General features: G+C 70.7%; 25 protein-coding genes. 13 read left to right on the top strand and 12 right to left on the bottom strand.

Translation table 11 applies throughout. The features are described 5' to 3' along the window. Window positions 1–37 precede the first annotated feature (37 nt). The 6 genes from AB0Q90_RS00630 to AB0Q90_RS00605 all read left to right on the top strand — a co-directional run bounded on the left by AB0Q90_RS00630 (window position 38) and on the right by AB0Q90_RS00605 (window position 3,766). Window positions 38–232, top strand: a complete 195-nt coding sequence (locus AB0Q90_RS00630) for a hypothetical protein (RefSeq protein WP_363163883.1) — start codon at window positions 38–40, stop codon at window positions 230–232. A 232-nt stretch (window positions 233–464) separates the two neighbouring features. After that, window positions 465–893 (top strand): organic hydroperoxide resistance protein, encoded by a 429-nt coding sequence (locus AB0Q90_RS00625; RefSeq protein ID WP_363163882.1) that lies wholly within the window; start codon window positions 465–467, stop codon window positions 891–893. A gap of 110 nt (window positions 894–1,003) precedes the next feature. After that, a complete protein-coding gene (locus AB0Q90_RS00620) occupies window positions 1,004–1,213 on the top strand; it encodes a hypothetical protein (protein ID WP_363163881.1) in 210 nt (69 codons plus the stop codon). A 59-nt stretch (window positions 1,214–1,272) separates the two neighbouring features. Continuing rightward, a complete protein-coding gene (locus AB0Q90_RS00615) occupies window positions 1,273–1,719 on the top strand; it encodes a VOC family protein (protein ID WP_363163880.1) in 447 nt (148 codons plus the stop codon). A gap of 5 nt (window positions 1,720–1,724) precedes the next feature. Beyond that, a complete protein-coding gene (locus AB0Q90_RS00610) occupies window positions 1,725–3,164 on the top strand; it encodes an NAD(P)/FAD-dependent oxidoreductase (protein WP_363163879.1) in 1,440 nt (479 codons plus the stop codon). Then, on the top strand, window positions 3,161–3,766 hold the full coding sequence (locus tag AB0Q90_RS00605; RefSeq protein WP_363163878.1) for a GPP34 family phosphoprotein: 606 nt from the start codon (window positions 3,161–3,163) through the stop codon (window positions 3,764–3,766). Before AB0Q90_RS00610 ends, AB0Q90_RS00605 begins: the two co-directional genes overlap by 4 nt. Before the next feature lie 53 nt (window positions 3,767–3,819). On the opposite strand, the gene AB0Q90_RS00600 is transcribed toward AB0Q90_RS00605, so the two are convergent. The 3 genes from AB0Q90_RS00600 to AB0Q90_RS00590 all read right to left on the bottom strand — a co-directional run bounded on the left by AB0Q90_RS00600 (window position 3,820) and on the right by AB0Q90_RS00590 (window position 9,683). Then, window positions 3,820–4,347: a hypothetical protein gene (locus tag AB0Q90_RS00600; protein ID WP_363163877.1), complete on the bottom strand. Its 528-nt coding sequence runs from the start codon at window positions 4,345–4,347 to the stop codon at window positions 3,820–3,822. A gap of 264 nt (window positions 4,348–4,611) precedes the next feature. Continuing rightward, window positions 4,612–5,376, bottom strand: coding sequence for an MBL fold metallo-hydrolase (locus AB0Q90_RS00595; protein WP_363163876.1), 765 nt, complete (start codon window positions 5,374–5,376; stop codon window positions 4,612–4,614). A 218-nt stretch (window positions 5,377–5,594) separates the two neighbouring features. Continuing rightward, complete coding sequence (locus AB0Q90_RS00590; RefSeq protein ID WP_363163875.1) at window positions 5,595–9,683, bottom strand: discoidin domain-containing protein; 4,089 nt, start codon at window positions 9,681–9,683, stop codon at window positions 5,595–5,597. Window positions 9,684–10,014: 331 nt separating this feature from the next. On the opposite strand from AB0Q90_RS00590, the gene AB0Q90_RS00585 reads away from it, so the two are divergent. Then, window positions 10,015–10,548 (top strand): sigma-70 family RNA polymerase sigma factor, encoded by a 534-nt coding sequence (locus tag AB0Q90_RS00585; RefSeq protein ID WP_363163874.1) that lies wholly within the window; start codon window positions 10,015–10,017, stop codon window positions 10,546–10,548. Between the two features lie 192 nt (window positions 10,549–10,740). Then, a complete protein-coding gene (locus AB0Q90_RS00580) occupies window positions 10,741–11,334 on the top strand; it encodes a hypothetical protein (RefSeq protein ID WP_363163873.1) in 594 nt (197 codons plus the stop codon). 233 nt (window positions 11,335–11,567) lie between these two features. On the opposite strand, the gene AB0Q90_RS00575 is transcribed toward AB0Q90_RS00580, so the two are convergent. Further along, window positions 11,568–12,257 (bottom strand): alpha/beta hydrolase, encoded by a 690-nt coding sequence (locus AB0Q90_RS00575; RefSeq protein ID WP_363163872.1) that lies wholly within the window; start codon window positions 12,255–12,257, stop codon window positions 11,568–11,570. A gap of 208 nt (window positions 12,258–12,465) precedes the next feature. On the opposite strand from AB0Q90_RS00575, the gene AB0Q90_RS00570 reads away from it, so the two are divergent. Continuing rightward, entirely contained in the window at window positions 12,466–13,389 is a 924-nt protein-coding gene (locus AB0Q90_RS00570) for an AraC family transcriptional regulator (RefSeq protein ID WP_363163871.1), read from the top strand. A 4-nt stretch (window positions 13,390–13,393) separates the two neighbouring features. On the opposite strand, the gene AB0Q90_RS00565 is transcribed toward AB0Q90_RS00570, so the two are convergent. From AB0Q90_RS00565 to abc-f, 3 genes are all read right to left on the bottom strand, one after another. Next, window positions 13,394–13,951: a CGNR zinc finger domain-containing protein gene (locus AB0Q90_RS00565; RefSeq protein WP_363163870.1), complete on the bottom strand. Its 558-nt coding sequence runs from the start codon at window positions 13,949–13,951 to the stop codon at window positions 13,394–13,396. Window positions 13,952–14,080: 129 nt separating this feature from the next. Then, window positions 14,081–15,739 carry an ABC-F family ATP-binding cassette domain-containing protein gene (locus AB0Q90_RS00560; protein WP_363163901.1) on the bottom strand — a complete coding sequence of 553 codons (1,659 nt, stop codon included), beginning with the start codon at window positions 15,737–15,739 and terminating at the stop codon, window positions 14,081–14,083. A 79-nt stretch (window positions 15,740–15,818) separates the two neighbouring features. Then, entirely contained in the window at window positions 15,819–17,453 is a 1,635-nt protein-coding gene (abc-f, locus tag AB0Q90_RS00555) for a ribosomal protection-like ABC-F family protein (RefSeq protein WP_363163869.1), read from the bottom strand. 436 nt (window positions 17,454–17,889) lie between these two features. Between abc-f and AB0Q90_RS00550 the strand changes: the two genes are divergently transcribed. The 4 genes from AB0Q90_RS00550 to AB0Q90_RS00535 all read left to right on the top strand — a co-directional run bounded on the left by AB0Q90_RS00550 (window position 17,890) and on the right by AB0Q90_RS00535 (window position 21,871). Beyond that, a complete protein-coding gene (locus AB0Q90_RS00550; protein WP_363163868.1) occupies window positions 17,890–18,612 on the top strand; it encodes a molybdopterin-dependent oxidoreductase in 723 nt (240 codons plus the stop codon). Further along, on the top strand, window positions 18,560–19,240 hold the full coding sequence (locus AB0Q90_RS00545; protein ID WP_363163867.1) for a cytochrome b/b6 domain-containing protein: 681 nt from the start codon (window positions 18,560–18,562) through the stop codon (window positions 19,238–19,240). The genes AB0Q90_RS00550 and AB0Q90_RS00545 overlap by 53 nt, the downstream gene beginning before the upstream one ends. A 377-nt stretch (window positions 19,241–19,617) precedes the next feature. Beyond that, complete coding sequence (locus AB0Q90_RS00540; RefSeq protein ID WP_363163866.1) at window positions 19,618–21,234, top strand: DUF6351 family protein; 1,617 nt, start codon at window positions 19,618–19,620, stop codon at window positions 21,232–21,234. 46 nt (window positions 21,235–21,280) lie between these two features. Beyond that, window positions 21,281–21,871 carry a DUF308 domain-containing protein gene (locus AB0Q90_RS00535; RefSeq protein WP_363163865.1) on the top strand — a complete coding sequence of 197 codons (591 nt, stop codon included), beginning with the start codon at window positions 21,281–21,283 and terminating at the stop codon, window positions 21,869–21,871. Window positions 21,872–21,935: 64 nt separating this feature from the next. Here AB0Q90_RS00535 and AB0Q90_RS00530 read toward each other — a convergent pair whose 3' ends face one another. The 5 genes from AB0Q90_RS00530 to AB0Q90_RS00510 all read right to left on the bottom strand — a co-directional run bounded on the left by AB0Q90_RS00530 (window position 21,936) and on the right by AB0Q90_RS00510 (window position 26,058). Beyond that, on the bottom strand, window positions 21,936–23,168 hold the full coding sequence (locus AB0Q90_RS00530) for a cytochrome P450 (RefSeq protein ID WP_363163864.1): 1,233 nt from the start codon (window positions 23,166–23,168) through the stop codon (window positions 21,936–21,938). A gap of 163 nt (window positions 23,169–23,331) precedes the next feature. Then, entirely contained in the window at window positions 23,332–24,186 is an 855-nt protein-coding gene (locus AB0Q90_RS00525; RefSeq protein ID WP_363163863.1) for a Bax inhibitor-1/YccA family protein, read from the bottom strand. Window positions 24,187–24,364: 178 nt separating this feature from the next. After that, complete coding sequence (locus tag AB0Q90_RS00520) at window positions 24,365–24,832, bottom strand: SsgA family sporulation/cell division regulator (RefSeq protein WP_363163862.1); 468 nt, start codon at window positions 24,830–24,832, stop codon at window positions 24,365–24,367. A 255-nt stretch (window positions 24,833–25,087) separates the two neighbouring features. After that, window positions 25,088–25,516: a hypothetical protein gene (locus AB0Q90_RS00515; RefSeq protein WP_363163861.1), complete on the bottom strand. Its 429-nt coding sequence runs from the start codon at window positions 25,514–25,516 to the stop codon at window positions 25,088–25,090. Between the two features lie 77 nt (window positions 25,517–25,593). Then, window positions 25,594–26,058: an acyl-CoA thioesterase gene (locus tag AB0Q90_RS00510; protein WP_363163860.1), complete on the bottom strand. Its 465-nt coding sequence runs from the start codon at window positions 26,056–26,058 to the stop codon at window positions 25,594–25,596. Window positions 26,059–26,073: the final 15 nt, after the last annotated feature.

Here is a 26,073-nt window from a genome sequence, read left to right as displayed (position 1 = left end):
GACATGCATTAGGCGATCCGCGAAGTGGGGAATGGTCATGGACAAGGAACTCACGACGGATGCCGCCGCGGCGGCACGGCACATACGGTTCGGCAAGCTCCCCGAGCGGATCCGCTTCGAGGACATGACCGAAGGGGCGGAACTCCCGCCGGGTAGCGGGACGAACGCCGCCTACAACCCCGAAGGTTCGTGGAACCAGTACTCGTGCCTGGCCTTTGACCTGGGATTGTAGGCCTGTAGCAGCACCGCTCTTCAGTGACGGCCGGAGGTATGGCCTCCGGCCGTCGTTTGGTGTCGGCGCCGCACACGTGTGTCGTCGCACCGGATGCGCGTCACTGGCTTGACGGGTGACGAGAGGTGGTGTCATGATTCCATCACCACCTCAACCGGTGACGCGAAGAGCGTCCCAGATCGGGAGGTGGCCACAAATCCTTCGCCCCGGACCCAGATGGGGAGCACCAGCCATGGCAGTCAGCTACACCGCCGTTGTCGACGTCGACGGAGAGGGCCGGAACGGCGGCCACGTCCGCTCCTCCGACGGTCTGCTGGAGACCGGCCTCGCCCTCCCCAAGGAGCTCGGCGGCGCAGGCACCGCGACCAACCCCGAGCAGCTCCTGGCCGCCGGCTGGGCCGCCTGCTTCCTCGGCGCCCTCCGCCGCGCCGCCACCCTCCGCAAGATACGGCTGACCAGCACCAACATCACCGCTGAGATCACGCTCACGCACGGCGACGACGGCGAGTTCTCGCTCTCCGCAGTCCTCAGCCCCGTCCTCGGCGGCGTCGACCAGGCCACCGCGGAGGAACTCGCGCACGCCGCCCACCAGATCTGCCCCTACTCCAAGGCCACGCGCGACAACATCCCGGTCACCATCAACGCCAGCGCCGCCGCCTGAACCCCCCACCCCCCGACCGCGGGTCCCGTGCCCCCTCCATGCCCCCGGCGCACGGGACCCGCCACCCCTCAGCCACACCCGCACCGCCGACCGAACAGCGAGGGCAGGACATGGTCTCCATCACGCACACACATGTGCGGACCGACAAGCGCCGTTGTTCCACCCCCGAGGCCGTCTCCGTCGGCTCCGCCGATCAGTTGGCGCCCCAGGACGCGGGAAGCCCCGAGAACCGGGACTGGCCCACCGACACACAAGTGTGGAACTGGGCGGCCGGCGCGGTGCTGTCGGGATACGGCCCGCCGGGTTCCAGCCTCTTGTGAATCGCGCCCGGACCGGCAACAACGCCCACACTCGAACCGTCGAAAGTGAGATCACAGCCATGGACATGAAGCTCGAAGTCGTCATCCTTCCCGTTTCCGACGTGGACCGTGCCAAGGGCTTCTACGTGGAGCGGCTCGGCTGGCGCCTCGACGCCGACTTTCCCATCAACGACGGCTACCGGATCGTGCAGGTGACCCCGCCCGGCTCCGAATGCTCGATCATCTTCGGGACCGGCCTCACCGAGCAGCAGGCGGGCACGCTGCACGGCCTGCAGCTGACCGTCACCGACATCGTCAAGGCCCAGGAGGAGCTGACCTCCCGCGGTGTGCAGGTCTCCGGCCCGTTCCGCGACGAGACCGGCGCCTTCCACCACGCCGGCGACTCCCACCGAGTCCCCGGCACGCACCCCGAGCGGGCCAGCTACGGCACCTTCGCCGCCTTCAAGGACCCGGACGGCAACGAGTGGTTCCTGCAGGAGGTCACCGAGCGAGCCCCGGGCCGTTGAGACACATGGCGACCGAAACCATGGACACATACGACGTCATCGTCATCGGCGCGGGGCCGGTCGGCGAGAACGTGGCGGACCGCACCACCGCGGCGGGCCTGAGGACGGTCATCGTGGAGAGCGAACTGGCCGGCGGCGAATGCTCGTACTGGGCCTGTGAACCCAGCAAGGCGCTACTGCGCCCCGTACTGCTGCAGGCCGACGCCCTGCACGTGCCGGGTTTCGGCCCCGCCGTCAAGGGCCCGCTGGACACCGAGGCCGTCCTCGCCCACCGCAACCGCATGTCCGCCGACTGGAAGGACGACGGACAGGCCGAATGGATCCGGTCGGCCGGCATCGACCTGGTGCGCGGACACGGACGCCTGGCGGGGGAGCGGCAGGTGTCCGTGGACACCGCCGACGGCGGCACCGTCCGCCTGCGCGCCCGGCACGCCGTCGTGGTGTGCACCGGCAGTCGCGCCGCCCTGCCCGACCTGCCGGGCATCGACACCCTGCGCCCCTGGACCAGCCGGGAGGCGACCAGCGCCCAGCAGCCGCCGGCGCGTCTGGTGATCGTCGGTGCCGGAGTGGTGGGCGTCGAGATGGCCACCGCCTGGCAGGCCCTGGGCAGCCGGGTGACGCTACTCGCCCGGGAGGCGGGGCTGTTGCCGCGCATGGAGCCCTTCGCCGGCGAACTGGTCACCGAGCGCCTTCGGGAAGCCGGTGCGGACGTCCGCTTCAACACCTCGGTCCTCGCAGCCGAGCGGCGCCCTGACGGCTCGGTCCGCATCACCCTGGCGGACGGCGGCGAACTCACCGCCGACGAGATCCTCTTCGCCACCGGCCGCGCCCCGCGCTCGGAGGACATCGGCCTCGACACCGTGCGGCTGACCCCGGGCGACTGGCTCACCACCGACGACAGCCTGACCGTCACGGACGTACCCGGGAACTGGCTGTACGCCGTCGGCGACGTCAATCGCCGGGCGCTCTACACACACCAGGGCAAGTACCAGGCCCGTATCGCCGGCGCCGTGATCGGCGCCCGTGCCCGGGGCGAGGCACTCGACACCGGCCGCTGGGCCCCGCACAGCAGCACGGCCGACATCGTGGCCGTCCCCGGCGTCGTCTTCACCGACCCCGAGATCGCGTCCGTGGGACTGACCGTCAGCGAGGCCGCGCGGCGCGGCCGTGCCGTCGAGGTCATCGACTACGAGATGGGCCAACTGGCCGGTGCCCACCAGTACCGCCCCGACTACAAGGGCAGGGCACGTCTCCTCATCGACCGCGACCGGCAGACCGTGGTCGGCGCCACGTTCGCCGGTCCTGGCGTCGCCGAACTCCTGCACTCGGCCACCGTCGCGATCGCCGGCGAGGTGCCCGTCGAGCGCCTCTGGCACGCCGTACCCGCATTCCCCACCCTCAGCGAGGTGTGGCTGCGCCTGCTGGAGACCAGGAGGGACTCATGAGCACCGCACGCGACCTCGCGCTCGTCGCCCTGGGCCTGCCGCCCGACCGGACCGTCGAGCAGGGCGACCTCTCCCTCGCGCTGGCCGGGGCCGAGGCTCTCGACCTGCTGGAGAGCGGAGCGCTGACCCTGGACGGCGAGGACCGTATGGTCCCCGGCCCGCACATGGCGACGGGCGACCGCCTGCTGGACCGCGCACTCGCCTCCGTCGTCCGGCGCGAGCCGTACGAGACGGTCGAGGACTGGCTGTGGCGACACGGCAGCGAACTGGCCGCTGCCTACGTCGAGGACCTGCAACGGGCTGGACTCATCGACCCGCCACCGGGACACCGGCTTCGGTTGCGCTCCACGCGAAGTGTGCCGACCGACTCCCCGGAGCGCCGCCGCGCCGAGGAGCGCCGGGCATCGGGCGAACCCGTCCTCGCCGCGCTGACGGGCGTCCTGCGGACCGGGGACACTCCGCCGGACAGCCGCGAAAGCCTCGACGGTGACGCGGTGACCAGGGTGCTGGCCGCCGTCGGAAACGCGGTGACGGAACTGGAGGCCGTACGGCTGCGCCGGGGTGTCGAGGAGGACGCGTTCGACAACATATGGCGGGTCTGAGGCGCCTGCGGCCGGCAGCGGGAACCACCGTGCAAAGGACCAGCGGACGGGTCCTACTTCACGAGGGTGTACATGACCGAACGCTTCTGCTTGTGACGGCGGATGCGCCCCTTGGCGACCAGGGATTCGAGGGTGTTCCGCACCACCTGCGGTGTCGGGTTGCGATCCGGGTGCTTCTTGAGGAGTTCGTCCCGCAACTCCTTGGCCAGACGCGGCTCGTCGTATGCGCCGAGCAGGTCCGCCAGGAGGTCGCCGAGCAGAGGCTGGCGTGACTTGTCCTTCGCCTCCGGCTTCGGCTTTGCCGAGGCTGCCGTGGAACGCTTCGCGGCGGCTCCGGACGGCGTCCGCTTCGCCTTCGCGACGACGGGCTCGTCCTGCGCCTGCTCGGGCAGACGGGACGCGTCGGCGAAACCCTCGTACCGCTCCGCGAGGTTGAGGATCTCCGCCAGGAGCGCTTCCTCGCGCTTCAACTGCGTGATCCGCTCCGTCAGCTCCTGCTGCTCGCGACGGTTCTGCTCCAGGTCCGACGCGGCTTGATCCAGGTACCGCGACCGGAGCGTGGCGGTGGATTGGCTGGTCACAACCGTTACTCCCTCATATGGATGACGTTGCGCATGGTACCCACGCCGACGGCCCCGTGTAGATAAGTGTCAACGTCGGATGGTGCGCGTGGCAAGTTCACTCGCACGATAATCCCCGTTGTACCTGCGCAGGCAAGAGGTGTGTGCGCTTCCTCGGCCGTCCGAGCGCCACCCGTACGGGGTTCCCTCCAAAGAGACTTGCCGGTAAGTGTGTCGGCGCTCCGTGGGGGTGGTGTTCCGCCGTTCACGTGCACGGCGGGTCTGTCAAACCGCGGCGCGTTCGTGGGCCGTCAGGGCGGCCTCCTTCGCCGACCCGTGGTGCACGGGGCCGTGGCCGGGCAGCAGGACACCTGCATCGACGCGCTCGATCACCGCCAGGGAGTCCAGGGCGCGGGCGCGTTCGGTGTGGAACATGTCGGGCAGCAGCTGTGGCCCGCTGACGCGCGAGGTGGGATGCGCCGTGACCAGGGCGTCACCGGTGATCAGGATGCCGCACTCCGGCAGGTGGTAGGCGCAGTGGCCCTTGGTGTGTCCCGGTGTGTGCACGGGGACCGGTGTGCCGGGCAGGTCCAGCGCGCCCGGCGCAGGGAAGGCCAGCGGCTCACCGACCGGAACATGCGCGGTTCCCCCGGCGCGCAGGGCGTGCACGGCCCACGGGAGCACACCGGGCCGCCATGCCTGGGCGAGTACCTGTCCGACGGACACCTGGTCGAGGAAGTCGCGGCGGGCGTGCGGCACCTCCTCCTGGTGCATCAGGACGGGTACGTCGTATGCGGCGCGCAGGTGTTCCGCCGCCCCGATGTGATCATTGTGTGCGTGCGTGACCAGCACGGCGGCCACGGAGCGCGCGTTCAGCCCGACAGCCTCCAGCGAGGCCAGAACGGCAGCGCGGTCGCCCGGATAGCCGGTGTCGACGAGGGTGCAGCTGTCGCCACTCCTGACGATCACCCAGTTGGTGTTGGAGCCGGTCACCGAATAGACGTTGCTCTCGACGCGGACGATGTCGCTGTCCTGCAGAACCTTCGGCATGGTTGCTTCGATCCTCTCGTGGCGGTGAGGGCCTGTCGTTCCCCGGGGCGGCAGCGGCCGGCCCATGCATTCCGGGGTGGCGGGGAAGAGGATCACAAACCTACCCGAACATGTGGGACGGTCGGACACCGTCACCATCACACATGTCTCGGATGCCCACGCACAGGTGCCTGCACCGCCGTATCGGCAGTGCAGGCACCGGGCCCGTCGGGCGCGACTCAGCCGCGTGCCGTGACCGGGGGAGTGTTGTATCCCTCCGCCCGCAGCCTCGGGCGGTCCGAGGCCGGCGCGGTGGCCGGCCAGGACAGTGCGACGGTGCGTGTCTCGCCGGGCAGCAGCCACAGGTAGTTGTCGTCGTAGAGCGTCGGCAGGACCCGGCCGCCGTCCTCGTCCAGCAGGGAGAGCCGGACCATCGCGGCGACCATCGACCCGCGGTTGCGCACCGTGGCAGTGGCCTCGCGCCGGTCACCGTTGCGCGACACCGGCGCGAGGGAGACCGAGAGCCTCGTCCGCTCGACCCGGTTGAGGACGCGCAGCGCTTCGGGGGTGCGGCAGCGCCAGTAGGTGTTGCGCGACAGCACCTGTCCCCGGTCGTCCGTGAGGATCAGCCGCAGCAGGTTGAGGTCCGGCAGGCCGTCCGCGGGCGCCGCGGTGAACGCCTCCGTCGAGGACGCGGGGTCCACGTCGACGCGGGTGTGCCGGGTGTCGGCGATCCGGCGGCCGGACAGGTCGTACGTCTCGGCGGTGACCGTCGCGCCCTTCAGCGGCCTGCGTGTGTGATTGACCGCGATGACCCGCCACTTCACCGGGTCGGCCTGCACGTGCAGGGGCTCGCAGGCGCTCCGGCAGCCGAAGTAGGCGCCGTTGACGTCGAAGTCGTAGTCGTAGGTCTGCCAGACCGTGCTGTGCCAGGCCGGATGGGACATCCACAGCATCAGCCCGCTGGCGTTGTCCCAGAGGTTGGCGTTCCAGGCCTCGAACATGGCCCGGAAGTTCTCGTAGTTGACGAACTGGGCCTTGCGCGTGAAGTCCTCCAGATCGCGGGCGCCGCCGAGGCGCCGCTCGATCGCGGCCCGGTAGGTGTGCGGCGCCTGGTTGCCGCGCTCGCTCCAGTCGTGGTGGTACCAGGCAGCGCCGATCGGCCACGCGGGGCCGTCCTCGCCCACCATGGCGCGGGTGCTGGCCGCGGTGGAGACGACGGGCATGCCGATCTCGGTGTGGAAGCCGAAGTCCTTGCTGCCGTACGTCGAAGGGTCGAAGTAGCGCTCCGGCTCGACCCAGCCGTAGGGGCCGCCGCCGGTGACGATGCCACCGGCGGAGTTGTTCTGGTAGAGGATGCCCGGCGCCTGGCTCTCGACCGCCTGACGCATGCCCTGGTCGATCGCGGCGGGCGGGTTGCCCTCGTTGGCGCCGCACCACACGGCCACACTCGGGTGGATCCGATAGCGCAGCATGGTGTCGCGGGCGGCGGACACGAACGCCGCGTGGTCGGGCGGGTCCATGCTCCAGGCGTTGGGGAAGTCGTTCCACACCAGGATGCCGTGCGCGTCGCAGGCGGCGTAGAACTCCTCGCGGTTGCTGCTGCCCACCCAGTTGCGGATCATCGTGAAGTGCATGGCCCGGTGCATCCGCACCGCTGCGTCCATGCGCTCGGCGGGCATCCGGCGCAGCAGTTCGTCCCAGCCCCAGTTGCCGCCGCGGACCATGACCCGCACCCCGTTGACACTGATCTTCAGCGGGTCGGGGGTGTTGGTGACGGTCGTGACGTCGGTCCAGGCGGCGCCGTCGTCGGAGACCTGGATGGTGTACGTCTTCGGGTACGCCTGCTCCCACAGGACGGCGACGCGGTCGAAGCGCCGGGCGGCGCCGAGGTCGACCTGGATCCACTGGTGGTCCTCGTAGGCGGAGGACCAGCGGGTGCTGGGGTCGCCGTCGGTGGCGTGCGCGGCCGGGTGGCCGTCCTCCGCGCTGGAGGCCGTCGCCTCCTGGCGCAGGGCGAGGTCGGTGCCCGGCGCGCCGCTGTCCACGACGGCCAGCGACCACAGGGAGTTGCCCCAGCTGGTGTTGCGGATGCCGCAGGACAGGCGGACGTAACGGGCGGTGCGGGCCTCGAAGTCGGTCACCCGCAGGCTGGCGTCACCGGTGTTGAAGGGCAGCGGGACGGCCGTGTTGTCCACCGCGGCGGCGTCCGTCCACTGCTCGCCGTCCTCGGAGACCTGCACCACGAAGGTCCGCGCGTAGGCCTGCTCCCAGACCAGGTCGACCCGGTCGAAGGACTGCACCGAGCCGAGGTCGACGCGGATCCACTGGTCGTCGGCGTAGCCGGAGGACCAACGGCTGCCGGGGTCGCCGTCCGTGGCATTGGCCGGCCCGTGGCCGTCCTCGTCGACGCTGGAGGCCTCGGCCGGGGCGTGCAGGGCCAGGTCGGTGGCCGGACGGGCGCTGTCGAACACCGACAGCGTCCACAGCGAACTGCCCCATGCCGTGGCCCGGGTCAGACAGCGGACGCGGACGTGCCGGGCGCGCTGTGCACCCAGCCCGACGGTCTGGGTGCAGGCGTCGGAGGAGGGCGTGAACTTCAGCGGTGTGTCGTACTCGTAGCCGAACTGCCGTATGCCGAAGCGGGCGGTGCGCCGGTCGCTCTCGGCGCCGCCGGTGCGCACGACCAGGGTGAGGTCGTGGAGGGTGGGCTCGCCCAGGCCGTTGGGCCACCACAGTTCGGGGTTGGTCACCCGCAGCGCGCCGAACGCGTCGGGAGTGAAGCTGACATCGATGTCACCCCCGGCCGGGACGGTGACCGTGCGCGCAACGCGCACGTCGCCGAACGAGGCGGAGACGGTGGCCTCGTGGTCGGCGGAGTCGGCATTGTGCACCGGGACGGTGACGGTCAGCTCGGCGACCGACAGGTCGGGCAGTGCCGGCAGCACGGTGTCCACGCGGGGGTCGCCGATCACGACGTGGCCGGTGGATCTGAGCCGTACGTGGTTCCAGATCCCGGCTGCCCGGTCGCGGACGGCCGGCATCCAGTCCCAGCCCGAGGAGGCCAGGTACGTCGGCGAGTTGAGGTTCATCGTGTTGGCGCCGGCGTCCACCCAGGCCTCGCCCGCGGGGCCCTTGTCGCCGGGGCTGCCGGGCACCGGCATGGGGGAGATCCGTACGGCGAGGGCGTTGCCCCCGTCGGCCAGCAGGTCGGTGACGTCGTGGGCGCGGCGGGCGAAGGGGGACGTCACCTCGCCCACCGCACGGCCGTTGAGCCAGCTCTCCGCCGTGTGGTTGACGCCGTCGAACTCCAGCCAGATGTGCCGGTCCTCGCCGGTGCTGAGGCCCCGGGGCAGGTCGAAGGCGCGCCGGTACCACCAGGAGTGCCGGGACAGCGCCTCGGGGACGCGCAGGTTGTTCAGGCCCGCGACCGGGTCGGGCAGCTTGCCCTGGTCGACGAGCGTGCCCAGCACGGTGCCGGGCACGGACGCGGGCAGCCAGCGGCTGGTGTCCACCCCGGCCCGCGACAGGGCTGCGCCGTCACGTTCCGCCCAGTCGTCCAGGGTGAGCGTCCAGCCGGACTCCAGCGGCACCGTGCCGTCGGCGGCGACGGTGAGCCGGGGAGCGTCGGCGTGGTGCGTGCCCCAGTCGGTCCAGCCGGTGGCCTTCGGGCGGCGGTCCGGGGCGGTGCCGTACACCTCGAAGCCGTTGAGGCCGAGCGGGTTGGGGCTGGAGCGCCGACGGGCCGTCAGCCGCACCCAACGTGCCGTGGCGGGCCTTGGCAGCGGGATGTCCACGACGCCGCCGGTGCCGGCGGTGGTGCGGTACGCGCTGGTCCAGGCGTTGTGGTCGCGCGAGGTCTCGACGACGAACTCGGTCGCGTAGCTGGAGAGGATCTCCTTGCCGGTGGTGCCCTGACGCGGGTTGCCGCTGGACGGCGGCGTGAACACCGGGTCGCTCGCGTCGGCTTCGAAGGTCAGCCGGATCCGGTCGACGCGGCAGTCCGCCTCCAGGTCGACCTCGATCCACTGCGGGTCGCCCGCCTCGGCACGCCAGCCGGTGCCGCGCACGCCCTGCGAGCGGATCGCGTCGACCGCGAAGCCGGCGGGAGTGGGTGCGTAGGCCTGCGAGGAGGCGCGGACCGGGCGGTAGGCGGCGAGCTCGCCCGGCGACGAGGAGGTGTCGGACGCCGCGGTGGCGGTGCGTACGCCGGCGGCCGCGGCCGAGGGGAACACCGTGCTGAGGCTGAACCCCGCCAGCAGGGTCGAGCTGGTGGCGACGACGGAACGCCGGGACGGGCGTTGCGATGGGCTCGACTGATCGGCCATGAGGTGAGTCGTCCAATCACGGGCGGCGGGCTGGGTGTTGTGCGCGTTGCCAAGTCGGGCGGCCCACTCTGACAACGTTGCCATAGGCTGTTGTGGCGGGTGGTGCCCTGTCAAGGCCCTGGACGAAGACGGACGGTGAATCCGAGCGGTGTGGCGTGACACAGGAGCGCGCGGCGCCGTCATGGCGCACACGTTTCTTCCGATCGCCTCGCCAACTCACATGTATCATTGACCGGTGCGCACACTTCGGGCGAGAGCCGAGGCGGCTCGGCACACATATGTCGCCCGGAGAGGGCCGCGGCCTCCGGTCACCGCACGACAGAGAACCAGGATGTCTCAGAACACTATGGCTACGTCCCGTACGGCTGAGTCCCGGTCCGATCTGCTCGGCACCATCATGAGGGAGCACCGGGACGCTCTCGTCTCCTACGCCGAGAAGATGCTGGGCGACCACTCGCTCGCCGAGGACATCGTGCAGGAGACCATCATCCGGGCCTGGCGGAACAGCGACCGCCTGCTCGGGACCGAGGGTTCCGTCCGAGGCTGGCTCTTCACCGTGACCCGGCATCTCGTCATCGACTGGGTGCGCAAGCCCCACGCCCGCAGAGAGATCGTCGGAGTCACGTACAACGATCCCGTGTCGAGCACCGACAGCACCGATGAGGTGCACGACGCGCTGGTGGCCAGGCCGCTGCTGCGCCGGCTGTCTCCCGAACACCGCGCCGTGCTGGTCCACATCTACCTCTGCGACCGCAGCATCAAGGAAACCGCGTACATCCTCGGAGTCCCGGCCGGCACGGTGAAGAGCCGTCACCACAACGCCCTGCGCAAGCTGCGCGCGGTGGCGCCTCCCGAGGCCGCCTGAGAGCCGGTGCCGTCCGGGTACCACGCGACGCCTGAGGGGCCGCGCGACATATGTCTCTCGTTCCTTTGACAGAAGACACGTGTGTCGCGATCCTGAGACCTGCAGAACGGCAGGTGGACCTCGCGGGTGGCGGCTCCGTTCACCCGAGGGCTCTTCCTGACGGATCGTCATGCTGGTGGGAGGAGGAGCCCCTTGTACGTTCTGATCCCCGACGATCCCGTGTTCTTCGCGAAGTTCCAGAGTCTTGAGGAACCCCTGCTCCGCCGCCTCTACCAACTCCACAGCGGGGGCCTGGACTCCGACGACGAGCGGATCGTCGCCGATGCCTACGACAGCTGGGTGCAGGTGCTGCTGAAACTGCCGCTGTGGTACCAGTGGCACACCGTGGGCCGGCCCACCGATCCCGCCCCGGACGAGCGGGCCGGATACGTTCTGTACGGGCCGCGGGGCGACCGGTTGACGAGCCTGTACCCCGTCGAGGTGACCGCCGCCGACCTCGGGCATCTCGCCGCCTGCCTCGCCCTGTTCGTCGGGCACGACCAGGCCCGGCGTGCGGCGGGGGGTCCCACCGACGTCTTCCGGCGGGTCGTGGAGGTGCTGCTGTTTCCACCGCCGCAGCCCCTCCTGTCCGTGCTGAGGCATGTGGTGCTGCGCGGAGCCGCCGCCTCCGTGACCCTGCGGGCCGAGCAGGAGAAGGAGTACCGGCGCTTCTGCGAGGACATCGTGACCATCCTCAGCTCGGGCGACACCTTCGCCTACCGCAGCCACCGCGCCCTGTACTTCTGAGCCAAGTCGAGCGGCTGTGCGCGGCGCGGTGAACCTTTCGGGCCTGTCCCTACGTTCTCAGGTTGGAGGTCCCGCCGGCGGACACGCGGGCGGCGGGACCGGGACGGGTCTTCCGGAGTCCAGCCACATTCCGTGGTCGGAGCCCTCCCCGCACTGGCGGTCCGAGTCCCCCTCAGGACCGCCAGTGCGCTCCCGTCACGCGTCGGCACCGGTGTCCGACGGATCCACCGCGATCAGCGGGCCGCGTCCTCGGTGATCACCCGGGCCAGTTCCGCGGGCAGGGACAGGAACGCGGAGTGACCGGCCGCGATGCGGTACGACTGCCGCGAGCGGGCCGCCATCTGCTCCTGGAGACCGGGGTCGATCGCCCGGTCCTGCTCGCAGACGATGTAGGTCGAGGGCAGGCCCTCCCAGGCCGCTGTGGTCAGCGGCTCGCTGAAGGACTTCACGGTCTGGAGCACGAGCCGGTCGACCGCCTTGTGCGCGATGTCGTCGGGGACGTCCGCGTACAGGTGGTTCCTGGCGTCCTCGTGGGCGGGCAAGGTGCCGGTCTCCCCGACGGGCAGCGCACCGCCCGCCAGACCGGACAGACTTTCGCCCTTGTCCAGTTGGAACGCGGAGAGGTAGACCAGGCGGGACACGTTGGGGGCGGTCCCGGCCTCGGTCGCGGGGATCCCGCCGTAGGAGTGGGCGAGGACCGTGACCGGTGCGTCGATCCCGGCCAGCTTCTCGCGGATGACGCGGGCGTCGTCGTACATTCCGGCGGTGTTGCGGGGGTCGGCCGACGCGCTGGGCAGGTCGACGGTCTCCACCCGCCAGCCGAGTCCGGTGAGTTGGGGAGCCAGCAGCTCCCAGCACCAGGCGCCGTGCCAGGCACCGTGGACGAGTAGGATGACGGGCTCGCTGTGTACTGCGCTGGTCATGCCGTGGACTTTCTGACGAGGGCCTGCGGGCGTGCGGTGTGCACGGCACGGCACGGGGGCCGGTGGTGGGACGGATGTCCCGGCATGTGTCCCCATGCCGTGGAAGGAACGTATGTTCCGCTCGTCAGCGTAGTGTCGCGGCCGATGGCGGCCATGCTCGAACGTCCGGCTTGCTTGCGCGTGAGTCCCGGCACGGGAAGGAGGCGGTATGGACCCGTTGGAGGACGTTCTCGCGCTGCTGGACACATGTGTGCAGCTCTCCGCCGACCTGGTGGCGGGCGGGGACTGGGCCGTGGACTTCGCACCGCCTCCCGGGGTGAAGTTCGTCGCCGTACGCCGTGGGAGCTGTCTGCTGGAGGTCGACGGTGTGCCGGAGCGGGCCGAGCTGACGAAGGGCGACAGTTTCCTGCTGACCCGAGGATGTGCCTTCACGCTGCGCAGCGGCGCGGACGTGCCGGCCGTGGCGGCGGGCCCGCTGTTCGCGCGGGCCGAGGAGGGAGTGGCCCGCGCGGGCGACGGCGACGAGGTCCGCGTCCTGGGCGGTCGCTTCTCCTTCGGAGCCCGGGCGCAGGAACTGCTGCTCGACGGGCTGCCGCCGGTTGTCCATCTGCCGGCCGGTACGGGCGGGGCGCGGAGTGTGGGCTGGGCGCTGGACGCGATCGACGAGGAACTGCGGCACCGGCGGATGGGAGCCGTGCGGGTCGCGGAGCATCTCGCGATGGTCATGCTCGTCCATGCCCTGCGGTCCCACCTGGCGAGCGGGGACAACAGCGGGCCCGGCTTGCTCACGGGCCTGGCCGACCCGGCCGTTGCCGCGGCGCTGGCCTGCGTGCACCGGGACCCGGCACACCAGTGGACCGTCGCGGAACTCGCCCGGGCCGGATCGGTGTCGCGCACCGTGCTTGCCGAGCGGTTCAAGCAGGCGGTCGGAAGGGGGCCGCACGAGTACCTCACGGCCTGGCGGATCGAACTGGCGGCGAAGCGGCTGCGCGAGAGCGAGGCGACCCTCGCCGCCATCGCCCATGCGGTCGGTTACGGCTCGGACAGCGCCCTGAGCACGGCGTTCAAACGCGTCATGGGGACATCCCCGCGGGAATACCGGGGACGCCGGGAGTCCGGGGCGACCGTGTGAGAGGTCAGTGCGCGGCCGCGGCGGTCTTCTTGCGTGCGCGGTAGGCGGCGGCCTTGTACTTGTTGCCGCAGGACTCCATGCCGCACCACTGGCGCCGCATGCCACGGGACCGGTCGATGTACACGCGGGTGCACTCGGGGTTGCCGCACTCCTTCAGCAGGGGGACGTCCGGGCCGCTGAGCAGTTCGACGGCCTGGCGGGCGACGGTGGCCAGGGCCTGTTCGGGGGTCGCGTCGGTGTGCCGGCCCATGACGGTGAGCTGCGGTGTCACGGGAACCTTGCGGGCGGCGCCGTTGAGCACGGCGAGCGCCTCGCGGTCGAACTCCTCGCCGAGACGACGGTCGGTGACCAGCCGGTACACGGCCTCGCGCACCTTGATCGCCTCGCGGACGTCGTCCTCCGTGCCGGGCGTGATCGTGTCGACGAGTCCGGCCTCCAGGTACCAGGCGTTTAGCCGCTCCGGGGTCACGAACATCTCGAACCGGGTCGAGCGCCGGGCGCGGAGGGTGGCCGCGAAGTCGAGCGCCGGGTGGCCACAGACGAAGGCATGGTTAAGGTTCACGTCACCATCTTGACAGGTGACTGTGGTCGCGCGCAAGGATCGTCACGGACGGTGTTCCCCGGGCGGCGCCTCCAGCGCGGCCCAGGTGCGCGAGCGTGACCGTACGGTATCTCGCGCGTCGCACGTGTGTCAGGACCGAGTCGTGGCCACCCTCCGCTGTCGGTCGTGGCGCGGCTCCAGTCGAATCTCACGGCCCTGCCACCGCCGGCGCAGCCAGCGGTCGTGGCTGGCGACCACGATCGCGCCCGGACCCGTACCCAGTGCTTCCTCCAGTTCGTCGCACAGGCGCGGAGACAGGTGGTTGGTGGGCTCGTCGAGCAGCAGCAGCTGGGGTGGGCGGGCCACCAGCAACGCCAGTGCCAGGCGCCGGCGTTGTCCCACGGACAGCTGTCCGACCGGCTTGTCCAGATCCGCCTCGTGCAGGAGACCGAGCGAGCCGAGCGGCACCTTCTCGGCCCGCTCCGTGCCGAGTGACAGCTCGTAGGTGTCCTGGACGGTACGGTCGGGCCGCTCGAACACGGTGTCCTGGGTGAGCAGCCCCACCGTCAGCCTGCGCCGCCGGTGCACCTCGCCCTCGGCCGGGAGACGTTCGGCGAGTACTGCGAGGAGCGTCGACTTGCCCGCTCCGTTGCCGCCGGTGACCAGCAGCCGGTCGGACGCCGACACCTCCAGGCCGTCCAGCACGAGCCGCCCCGGTACCCGCACACCCTGCAGGGACACCAAGGGGCGAGAGCCTTCCTGCGCACGCGCGGCCAGGTCCCCGGCCGCGAACCGCAGCGGGCGCGGCGGCTCGGCGACCTGGGTGCGCTCCAGCTCCTCCAGCCTTCGGGTGGCGTTGCGCACCCGGCGGGAGATCTGGCTCTGCACCCGCCCGGCCCGGTGCCCGTAGCCCATCTTCTCGTTGTCGGTGCGGCCCCGGTCCGGCGCGACCCGGTGCGCGGTCACGCCCGACGACTGCCGCAACTCCTCCAGTTCCTGCTGCTCTTCGGCGTACCGGCGCGCCCAGCGTTCCCGATCGGCGCGCTTCTCCGACAGATAGGCGCTGTAGTTGCCGCCGTAGCGGACCGGGCCGTCCACCGCCGGGTCGAGGTCGATCAGATCGGTGCAGACGGCGTCGAGGAACGCCCGGTCGTGGCTGGCCACCACCACCATCCCGGGCAGGCCGCGGACCTGCTCCTCCAGGAAGGCGGCGGCATGGTCGTCGAGGTGGTTGGTCGGCTCGTCCAGCAGCAGCGCCGACGGCCGCCGCACGAGCAACGCGGCCAGGGCGAGCCGGCCGCGCTGCCCGCCGGAGAGCGAGCCGAGCGTACGGTCGTGCCCGACCGCGCCGAGGCCCAGGCCGTCCAGCACCAGGGCGGCGCGGCGGTCGGCGTCCCAGGACTCCCGGTCCTGGGCCTGCTCCAGCCGCCTGCCGTAGGTGTCGAGGAGTTCCTGGTGGCCGGGGTCGTCCTCCGGGACGCGGGCGAGTTCCTCGCCGAGCCGGTCCAGTTCCGCGAGGTCCTCACGGGCCTCGCGCAGCGCCTCGTCCAGCACGGTGGCGATGGTCGAACCGGCGTCGAACCGCATCTCCTGGTGGAGGTAGCCGAGTTGGGCGGGTCGGGTGACGTTCCCCGCGTCGGGTTCGTCCAGTCCGGCGAGGACGCGCAGCAGGGTGGACTTGCCGACGCCGTTCTCCCCGATCAGACCGATGCGGTGGCCGGGGGAGGCGGTCAGGGAGATGCCGTCGAGGACACGTCGGCCGCCCAGGGAGCGGACGAGGTCATGGGCGAGCAGAGCGGGCTGGGGCACGGGTGTCCGTCCGGTGTGGTCGGTGGTGGGCCCGCCGGGCGCTTGGCCTCGGGCGCGGGCCATGGCACACTCCGGCGGCTCACACCGCGGGCGCCCCCGTCTCCTTGAGCCCTCCGTCGGCCAGCCGCAGCCAGCGGCTGATCCCGATCTCGGCGAGGAACCGCTCGTCGTGGCTGACCACCATGAAGGCGCCCTGGTAGGAGTTGAGCGCGCTCTCCAACTGTCCCGCGCTGACCAGGTCGAGGTTGTTGGTCGGCTCGTCGAGCAGCAGCAGATGGGGGGCCGGCTCGGCGCACAGTACGCAGGCCAGGGTGGCGCGCAGCCGTTCGCCGCCGGAGAGCACCCCGACGGGCAGGTGTGCCCGCGGGCCCCGGAAGAGGAAGCGGGCGAGCAGGTTCATCCGCTCCGCCTCGGGCCGGTCGGGGGCGAACGCGGCGAAGTTCTCTGCCACGGTGCGGTCCGGATCCAGCAGGTCCAGGCGCTGCGACAGGTAGGCGATGCGGCCGTCGTTGCGCTTGGTCTCCCCGCTGTCCGGGGCGAGATCACCGGTGATCAGGCGCATCAGCGTGGTTTTGCCTGCGCCGTTGGGGCCGGTCAGCGCGATGCGTTCCGGTCCCCGGACGGTCAGGTCGACGCCGCCGGCGGCGAACACGTCCTCGTCTCCGAGGCGTACCTGCATCCCTTCGCCGAGGAACAGGTTGCGTCCGGCGGGCACGTGGGTGCCGGGCAGTTCCAGGGTGAGGCGCTGCTCGTCGCGCAGCGAGCGGCCGGCCTCGTCGAGACGGGCCTTGGCCTCGCTGACCCGGGAGGCGTGCATCTGCCCGGCCCGGCCCGCGGACTCCTGCGCGCCGCGCTTCATGTTGCCGGCGAAGATGCGGGGCAGTCCGGCGTTCTTGAGGTTCTTGGCGGCGTTGCTCGCGCGGCGGTCGGCGCGTTCGCGGGCCTGCTGCATCTCCCGCTTCTCCCGCTTCAGCTCCTGCTCGGCGTTGCGCACCTTCTGCTCGGCGACCTCCTGCTCGGCGCGTACGGCCTCCTCGTACTCGGTGAAGTTGCCGCCGTACAGGCGCAGTTCGTCGTTGCCGAGTTCGGCGATGCGTTCCATGCGGTCGAGCAGCGCGCGGTCGTGGCTGACCAGGAGCAGACAGCCGTTGAAGTCCGACAGCACGTCGTACAGCTTGTGCCGGGCTTCCAGGTCGAGGTTGTTGGTCGGCTCGTCGAGCAGGAGTACGTCGGGCCGCTTGAGCAACTGGGCGGCGAGGCCGAGCGAGACGACCTGCCCGCCGCTGAGCGTGGCAAGGGTGCGGTCCAGGGTGAGGTCGGCGAGGCCGAGGCGGTCGAGCTGGGCGCGGGTGCGCTCCTCGATGTCCCAGTCGTCGCCGATGGTGGTGAAGTGCTCCTCGCTGACGTCTCCCGACTCGACGGCGTCCAGGGCGCGGATCACCTCGGCGACGCCGATGACCTCGGCGACCGTGAGGTTCCCGGTCAGGGGCAGGCTCTGCGGAAGGTAGCCGAGCGTGCCGCTGACGGACAACGAGCCGGTGGCGGGCTTGAGTTCACCGGCGATCAGCTTGAGCAGGGTGCTCTTGCCGGAGCCGTTGGGGGCGACCAGGCCCGTACGGCCGGGGGTGACGGAGAAGGACAGGTCCTGGAAGACGGGGGTGTCGTCGGGCCAGGCGAAGGAAAGGTTCGAGCAGACGACGGCGGCGTCGGACATGGAGCGACCTCGAAGGTACTGAGGGCAGAACTCGGATCTCTGCCCTGGGCAGACATGGTGAAAAGGGGTACGACAGAACGGACCACGTCAGCAGCGCCTTGAGCGCCGGACAGTGGCCGTCACATCCGGATCTCACCCGGAGATGTCGTCGTCACCCGCCACGTCTGTGACTCCTCGTCGATAAACGGTCTACGTCGTCCCGCAGCCTAGCAGCTCGCGTCCCCGTTTGTCGGCCCGGTGCGGCGAAACCAGGTTCATACGTGTGTGCTGACCCGGGGCGTTGACTGCCCGAGGAGGACATGCCACTATCGTCACCTGTTCAATAGGTGACGGATTGGCGTCGCTCACATGTGTGGACTCGCACCGGCCGGCACCGCCTCCCCGTGCGGGACGTTCGCCGGCGGGACCGTCACCCTTCCGAAGGAGCACACTGACCATGGCAGGACAGCCGAAACCAGGGGCCGAGGGCGCGCCGGTGGCACGGCGGGCGATGCTGGGCATGCTCGGCGCGGGCGCCGCGGGGCTCGCTGCCGCGCCCTACCTCCAGCGTGGCTGGGAGGGGTTCCTGGCCTCCGCCTCGCAGGCCGACCCGACCGGACTGACCGGCCTGCTGCCCAATCCGGGCGGCTTCCGCTACTACAGCGTCGTCGGCTCGGTGCCCCACAAGGACGAGACGAACTACACCCTGCGGGTCGAGGGGCTGGTGGACCGTCCGAAGACCTACACGCTCGGCGATCTGCGCGCGTTGCCGCAGACCCGGATCGTCCACGACGTGCTGTGCACGGACGGCTGGCGGGTGAACCAGACGCCCTTCGAGGGAGTGAAACTGGCGGACATCCTCGATGCCGCCGGAGTGCGCTCCCCGGGCGCGGCGGTCCGCTTCACCTGCTTCGACGGGGCCTACACCGAGAGCCTCACTCTGGAGCAGGCCCGCCGCTCGGACGTCCTGGTGGCGCTGAACATGCAGGACAAACCCATCACCCACGCACACGGGGGACCGGTCCGTCTCTATGTGGCCCCCATGTACTTCTACAAGTCGGCCAAGTGGCTGTCCGGCATATCGGTCACCGACAAGGTGATTCCCGGCTACTGGGAGGAGCGCGGTTATGCGATCGACGGCTGGCTCGACGACGCCGACCGGCACGGCGACGGGGCCTGACTCCGCCGACCGTGTCCGCCGCTTCAGCACGGCCGAACGCATGGTTCACCGTGCCACCGGCTACCTGATGCTGGTGTGCCTGGTCTCCGCCGCCTGCCTGTACATCGGTCCGCTCGCCCTGCTCGTCGGGCGGCGGCATCTGATGATCACCGTCCACGAGTGGTCGGGCATCCTGCTGCCGCTCCCCTTCCTTCTCGGGCTGTTCTCCGCCGAGTTCCGCGCGGACCTGCGCAGGCTGAACCGCTTCGCGCCGTACGACCGGCAGTGGCTGCGAGCCGTCCGCAAGCGCCGAAGGGCGCCCGAGGCGCGGCCGGCCGGCAAGTTCAACGCCGGGCAGAAGATCTATGCCGGCTCGATCGCCGGAGCCGTCCTGGTGATGATGTTCACCGGTCTGCTGATGTGGTTCATGGGGCTGCTGCCCTTCATCTCCCGCACCAGTGCGATCTTCGTCCATGACGTGCTGGCCTGGGCGATCACCTTCGCCGTACTCGGGCACATGTACAAGGCCTCCGAGGACCCGGAGACGCGGCTGGGGATGCGTACCGGACATGTCAGCCGCTCCTGGGCGCAGCGGTACCACTCCCGGTGGCTGGGGGAGGAACGAGACCGGGACCGGGGTGAGCGGTGACGTGTCCCGCCCCCGGTCCCGCCAAATGACCTAACGCATCCGCCGCGAGCCTCGTCGGCGCCCGTGAAGCAGGACCGTCAAGTGACTGTTGTCGGACGCCCGGCGTGCATCCAGAGTGGGAGTCGGTCGGAGGCAACCGGCCACTGGTTTCATCCGAATCCGAGCATCACCCCGACTATCGTCACCGGCTTAACCGGTGATAAAGTTCGATCAGACTTCGGCGGACCCGGGATTTCCTCGGCTCCGCACACCCGGGGCATGGAGGCATGTGCGCGGAGACCGTCCGCGCCGAGCCCGCCCCCGCCCCCGGCCACTGCCTTCCCGACCTGTCGTACATGTGTGCCGGCGTACGCACACCTACTTCTTGGATGGAAAACATGAGACGACTTCTGACTGCTGTCGCCGCCGGTGTGCCGCTGGCCGCGGCGGTGTACCTGCCGACCGCGTCTGCGAATTCCCAGGACACCGCCACGTCCACCCCGTTCAACTGCACCACCGTTCCGGTGAAGGCCCCGGCCGGCACCGTGGTGGAGTCCGTGACCGCGGTCCGCCAGCCGGGCGGCACCATCACGGGCACCGGACTCCTGCAGGGCACGGTCACCGACGTCCCGGCCTTCTGCGAAGTGATCGTCACCCTCACCCACCCCGGCGACGACGACCACGCCAAGGTGCGGACCTGGCTGCCCGAACAGGGCTGGAACGGCCGCTTCCAGGGGCTCGGCGGCGCCGCCTACCGCGCCGGGGACAACGGCGTCGATCTGGCCACCGCGGTCAAGAAGGGCTACGCCGCGACCACCACCGACGCGGGCGTCGGTGACGTCCTCGACACCGCCTGGGCGCTCAACAGCGACGGACAGGTCAACACCGCGCTGCTGCAGAACTTCGCCTCCCGCTCCCAGCACGAGGCGGCCGTCGTCGGCAAGGAGGTCGTCGACGCGGTCTACGGCAAACGCGCCGCCTACTCCTACTTCACCGGCTGCTCCACCGGCGGACGCCAGGGCTACATGGAGGCCCAGCGCTACCCCCACGACTACGACGGCATCCTCGCCGACGCGCCGGCCATCAGCTGGGACGAGTACCAGCTCGCCACCCTGTGGCCGCAGGTGGTCATGAACAACGAGAAGACCTACCCCACCGATTGCGAGCTGGACGCCTTCACCAACGCCGCCGTCAAGGCCTGCGACAAGCTCGACGGCGTCACGGACGGCCTGGTCAACGACGCCTCGCGCTGCGACTTCGACCCGCGCCGGCTGATCGGCACCAAGGTCGTGTGCGAGGGCCAGGAGCAGACCATCACCGCGGCCGACGCCGCCGTGGTCCGTAAGATCTGGGACGGCCCGCGCACCCTCTCCGGCGAGAAGCTGTGGCCCGGCGTCCCGGTCGGGGCCGACCTGAAGGGCCTGGCGGGGACCGAGGCCGGTACCGACGGCACCCTCAAGGGCAAGCCCTTCCCGGTACCCGCCCTCTGGGCCCAGCTCTGGCTGAAGAAGGACCCGTCCTTCGACCTCTCGACGATCACCTACAGCCAGTTCACGCAGCTGTTCCAGCAGTCCCAGGCCGAGTACGACCGGATCATCGGCACGGACGACCCCGACCTGTCCGGCTTCCGCGCATCCGGCGGCAAGCTCCTGACCTGGCACGGCCAGGCCGACGAGTTCATCCCCACCCAGGGCACCGTCAAGTACCGCACGCAGGTCGAGCGGGCGGCGGGCGGCACCGAGAAGACCAATGACTTCTACCGCCTCTTCCTGGCCCCGGGTACCAACCACTGCGGCCTCAACGGCACGGACGGTTCGGCCGACGGCCTCGCCGCGCTGACCGCCTGGGTCGAGCAGGGCAAGGCGCCCACGACGCTGCCGGCCACGCTGGTCAACTCCGAGGGCGAGCAGGTCGCCCGCGATCTGTGCAGCTACCCGCTGGTGTCCCGGTACAAGGGCGACGGTGACCCGGACGCCGCCTCCAGCTTCCGCTGCGTCTCCCCCTACCGGTACTGACCGGCCCGCCGACGCCACCCACACCCTCGAAAGGTCCAAAACCATCATGAGTACGCAGACAGCGATGCTGGCCCCTCCGGCGGCGACGGGCGCACGTTCGTCCCTGCTGAGGCTGTACCTGGGCCGTGGCGTCCTCGCCGTGGCATGGGCCCTGGCGTTCGCCGGTGCCCATGAGGAAGTCGACGCCGTGGCGATCACGCTGCTGGTCGCCTACCCGCTGATCGACGCGGTGTCCTCGCTGATCGACTACCGCGCCCTGACCGACGGGACGGAGCGCCAAGTCACGGCGTTCAACGGGGTGCTGAGCACCCTCGCCGCCGTCGCGGTCGGCGTCGCCGGGGCCGGGGGAGTGGCGCCGGTGCTGCACGTGTTCGGCGCCTGGGCCGTCGTCTCCGGGGCGGCCCAGGTGGCCGTCGGGCTGCGGCGGCGCGGCCCCGAATTGGGCAAGCAGTGGCCGATGCTGATCGCGGGCGGGCTGTCCTTCGTCGTCGGCGTCTTCTACAACATCCAGGCCGCGGGCGACGATCCCTCGCTCGACGTCCTGTCGGTCTACGCCACCGGCGGCGGCGTCTTCTTCATCGCCCAGGCCGCACTGCTGGGCTGGAAGACCCGGCAGCAGCGCACCGGCGCCGTCTGAGCGCCGGACCCCTTCCGGAGCCGTCCCGGCCCGCGCCCCGTGGCGCGGGCCGGGACTTTTGTCGTCAGGCGCGGCGACAGCGCACCGGAAGGGAGAGCACGCCGCGGATGATCCCGGAGCCGATCCAGCCCAACGAGTCCACCGGCGCGGCGAGTTCCAGTTCAGGGACGCGCGCCAGCAAGGTGCGCAGCGCGATGGTGGCCTCCAGCCGGGCCAGCGGCGCGCCCAGGCAGTGGTGGATGCCGTGCCCGAAGGCAAGATGCCGGGCGCCCGGCCGGGTCACGTCCAGGACGGCGCCGTCGGCGTCCTCGGCCTGCGGTGCGTCGTGCCCGGCCGATCCGAGCGCTACGACGACCATGCCGCCCCGCGGGATGCGCACCCCGCCCAGTTCAAGGTCCTGCGCCGCGTAGCGGCTGGTGGAGCGCTCGACGGAGGTGTCGTAGCGCAGGAACTCCTCCACCGCGCCGGGCATCAGCTCCGGCCGCTCGCGCAACCGCCCCAGCTGCTCGGGGTGTTGCAGCAGCGCCAGCACGGCGTTGCCCAGCAGGTTCACGGTGCTCTCGTGACCCGCGACGATCAGCATCATGCCGGTTCCCGCCAACTCCTCCTCGGACAGCCGGCCGTCACGCTCGTCGCGGACGCCGACGAGGGCGGACAGCAGGTCGTCCTGCGGATCGCGTCGCTTGTCCGCGATCAGACCGGCCAGCAGTGAGTGCAGAGCGGCCAGCGCCGGGCGGTGCTCGGGCGAGGTCACCTGGAGGGCGTGACTCGACCAGCGGCGGAAGTCCGCGTGGTGCTCCTCGGGGATGCCGAGGAGTTCGGCGATCACCGTGGCGGGCAGCGGCCGGTTGAACGCCGCGACGAGGTCGATCTCGCCGGCGGGCGGCATGACGTCGATCAGGTCGTGGGCGATCCGCTCGATGCGCGGCGCCAGTTCCGCCGTGCGGCGCGCCGTGAAAGCGGCCGAGGCCAGGCCCCGTAGGCGGCCGTGCTCGGGCGGATCGGCCTCCAGCATCTGCGCGCCGAGCCCCACCGACGGCTTGTTGAGGATGTACCCGGCGGCGGCAAGGGCCTCGGCGGCGGGAGTGGAGTCCTTGAGCAGGGCGGGATGGGTCAGCGCCTCCCGGGCCAGGTCGTAGCCGACGACCACCCAGCCCTCAAGGCCGAGGTGGAAGCGGGCCGGGTGGATGGGGCCGAGTTCCCGCAACCGGGCGTACTGCGCGGGGGCGTCGGCCTTGAAGGCCGGACCGAGGTCCACTCTGCCGTTCTCGTACGGGCACTGCTCGTGGGGGCTCATGGGGCGTGTCTCCCGTTCTGGAGGGGCTCGTGAACTCGGCGCCTGCGGGCTGTCGACAGGAGAACGAGACCGACCCGGCTCGGGTTCAGACCCGACCGGTGCACAGTCCCGAACACGCCACAGGGGCATGCGCGATGCGCATGCCCCTGTGGCGGCGGAGAACTCAGTTGTCGCTGTTGAAGATTGTCAGCACGCGGAGCACCTCCAGGTAGATCCACACCAGCGTCATGGTGAGACCGAAGGCGGCCAGCCAGGCTTCCTCGCGCGGGGCGCCGTAGGCGATGGCGTCCTCGACCTGCTTGAAGTCCAGGGCCAGGAAGGCCGCGCCGAGCAGGATGCCGATGACGCCGAAGGCGATGCCGAGGCCGCCGCTGTGGAAGCCGAGACCGTTGCCCGCGCCGAAGGCGGAGAACAGCAGGTCGGCGAAGAGCAGCAACAGGAAACCGGTCGCGGCGGCGACGACGAATCCGGCGAACCTCTGGTTGACCCGGATCCAGCGCATCCGGTACGCGAGGAGCGTGCCCGCGGACACGGCGAAGGTGCCGAGCACGGCCTGGACGACGACACCCGGCGCAAGGTAGGCCGAGACCGTGCTGGAGAGCACGCCGAGGAAGACGCCCTCCAGCGCCGCGTACCCGAGGATCAGCCCCGGGGACGGCGCCCGCCGGAACGCCTGGATCACCGACAGCAGGGCGGCGGCAAGGCCGGCGCCCAGCGCGATGCCGTAGGACCGGCCGAGGTTTGCCTCGTCGACGGGCAGCAGGAGCCAGGACAGCACGGCCGTCAGGGCCACGGTGCCGAGGGTCGTCGCGGTGCGGACGACGACGTCGTCCATGGTCACCGCGGTCGGGCCGGCCCACTGTTCGCTGTCGGCGGCGGAGACGTAGGGGTTGGTCCCGTAGTCGCCCGCCGGCCGCCCGCCCACCGTGGCACCCACCGGCTTGCGCGGATACGTGCCTGCCGGGGCCGCGTCACGGTTGGCGACCCAGCGGGAGAAGATCGGGTTGCTGGTCCTCACGTCATTCCTCCTGTCCGCCGCACACGCGGCCTGCCGCACAGCCTGGTCACCGGGTCCCCGTGGCGGCACACGTGTGCCCGTGAAACATTCGTCGGGCGATGATGACAACCCGTGCGTCACCACTTTGACAGGTGACGCGACGGGAGGCAAGTCCTGCCCGTGCGGACCGGACGGGCGGTCACTCGGACGGGGCTGCCGGTTCGTCGAGCAGTTCCCTGAGGAAGCCGTCCCAGTTCAGGCCGTCCATCTCCGTCTCGGCCGAGACGGTCCGGTAGGTGGCGTCGAGCCACTCCGCCAGTGCAGCGGTGGGCAGCTCGAACAGGCCCTCCGCCTCCTCGGACTCCAGAAGCAGCCACGAGGAGGGCCGCGCCCCGGGAAGTGTCGGCCACATCCGCACGTCGCCGGACCCGCTCATCGACGTCAGCCCGAGATGGAGGAGTTCGCGGCCGATGTGCCAGACGAGACTGGGTCCCCGCTCCGCCAGGAACTCGACCGTGATCACCGCGGGCATGTCCTGGTCGAAACGGAACATCGCCTGCATCGGGAGCCGGGTGAATTCGTCGAGCATCTGGTCGACGTCCAGCAACAGCGACGGCACGGGCTCGGGCAGTGAACGTGCCGGCAGTGGCGAGTGGTCACGGTGCATGACGGGAGTTCCCCTCCGTGGGACGAGGTCTACGCCTTCCACTCTTCGCCCGGAGCGGCCCCCGCACATCGGTCAGTTGACGGTCAAGGGGCAGTGCAGTGCTCGGCCCGTGGCGGGCCGCACGGGTCGTCGAGAACGTGCCGTAAGTCAATTGGCTGCGTGGGCGTAGCAGCGGCCACGGTCATGGTGGGGAAGTCGATCCCCGCGTGAGCCCCGCCGTAGCGGTGCTCACGCGGGCCGGGGCCTGGGAACGGGTCACTTGGCGCGCAACGGGCCCGCGAAGGACTTGCGCAGGGACGCAGGGGCGGCGACGGGGAGCAGCGCGGCGAGCATCTTGCCCTTGAGCGTGCTCGGCTGCCGTGTCAGCTCGACGTCGACCCGGGTGCCGTCGGTCTCGGGGGTCATCCGGAACACCCAACCGCCGCCCGCTCCGAAGAGCTTGGAGTCGAGGGTGGTGATGGTGACCGTGTCACCGTCCGGCTCCCACTCGTAGCGTGCGCGCTCCCAGGCGGCGGCGGTGCCCTCGGTGACCTCGGCCCAGGTGTCGCCGAGGTCGTGGACCTCGAAGTGTTCGGCGTCGATCGTGGGCCAGGCTTCGGCGCGGGCCGGGCCGAAGTCGGTCAGCACCTCCAGCACGTCCTTCGGGCTGAGTGCGGAGACGAGATGGAACTGTACGACTGTCACGAGACTTCCTCACCGAAAAGTAACTGCTCTGACTGGTGACGAGAGAGTTCCATGACTCTCGTCACCAGTCAAGCCGGTTACTTCTCCTCTGGTAGTCCGATGGTCCGGGCGATCTCCCGGACCCGCTCGGACCACGGCGTCGGTGTCAGCGTCGTGCTGTCCAGCCGGACGACGGTGCGGGTGCCGTGCGCGTACGTCGTCCTGCCGTCCGCCGAGCACACGCGGTAGCCCGCGGTGGCGGAGGTGCTGCCCAGGCGCTTCATCCACAGGTGCACGGCGTACTCGCCGATCTCCGAGACGGGGAGTTCGTAGGTGATGTCGAACGTCTTGGCGACGTTGAAGCCGTCCCCTTCGAGGCCGCTCCTGCCGCCGATACCCTTGCCTCGCCAGAACCACCCCCACGCTCGCTCGACCAGGACCTGGTAGTGGCCGTTGTGCAGCAGGCCCATCGGATCCAGGTCGTCGAAGTGGACGACCACGGGCATCAGGACGCCGACGTCGGTGTTGGGTGTGCCGGCGGCGGGGACAGTGGTGGTGGGCATTGTTCTGCTCCTTGA

Origin of the sequence: Streptomyces sp. NPDC079141 (assembly GCF_040686775.1) — a bacterium.
In the GTDB taxonomy this organism is placed as follows: Bacteria; Actinomycetota; Actinomycetes; order Streptomycetales; family Streptomycetaceae; genus Streptomyces.
This window is presented reverse-complemented; position numbering and strand designations above follow the sequence as displayed.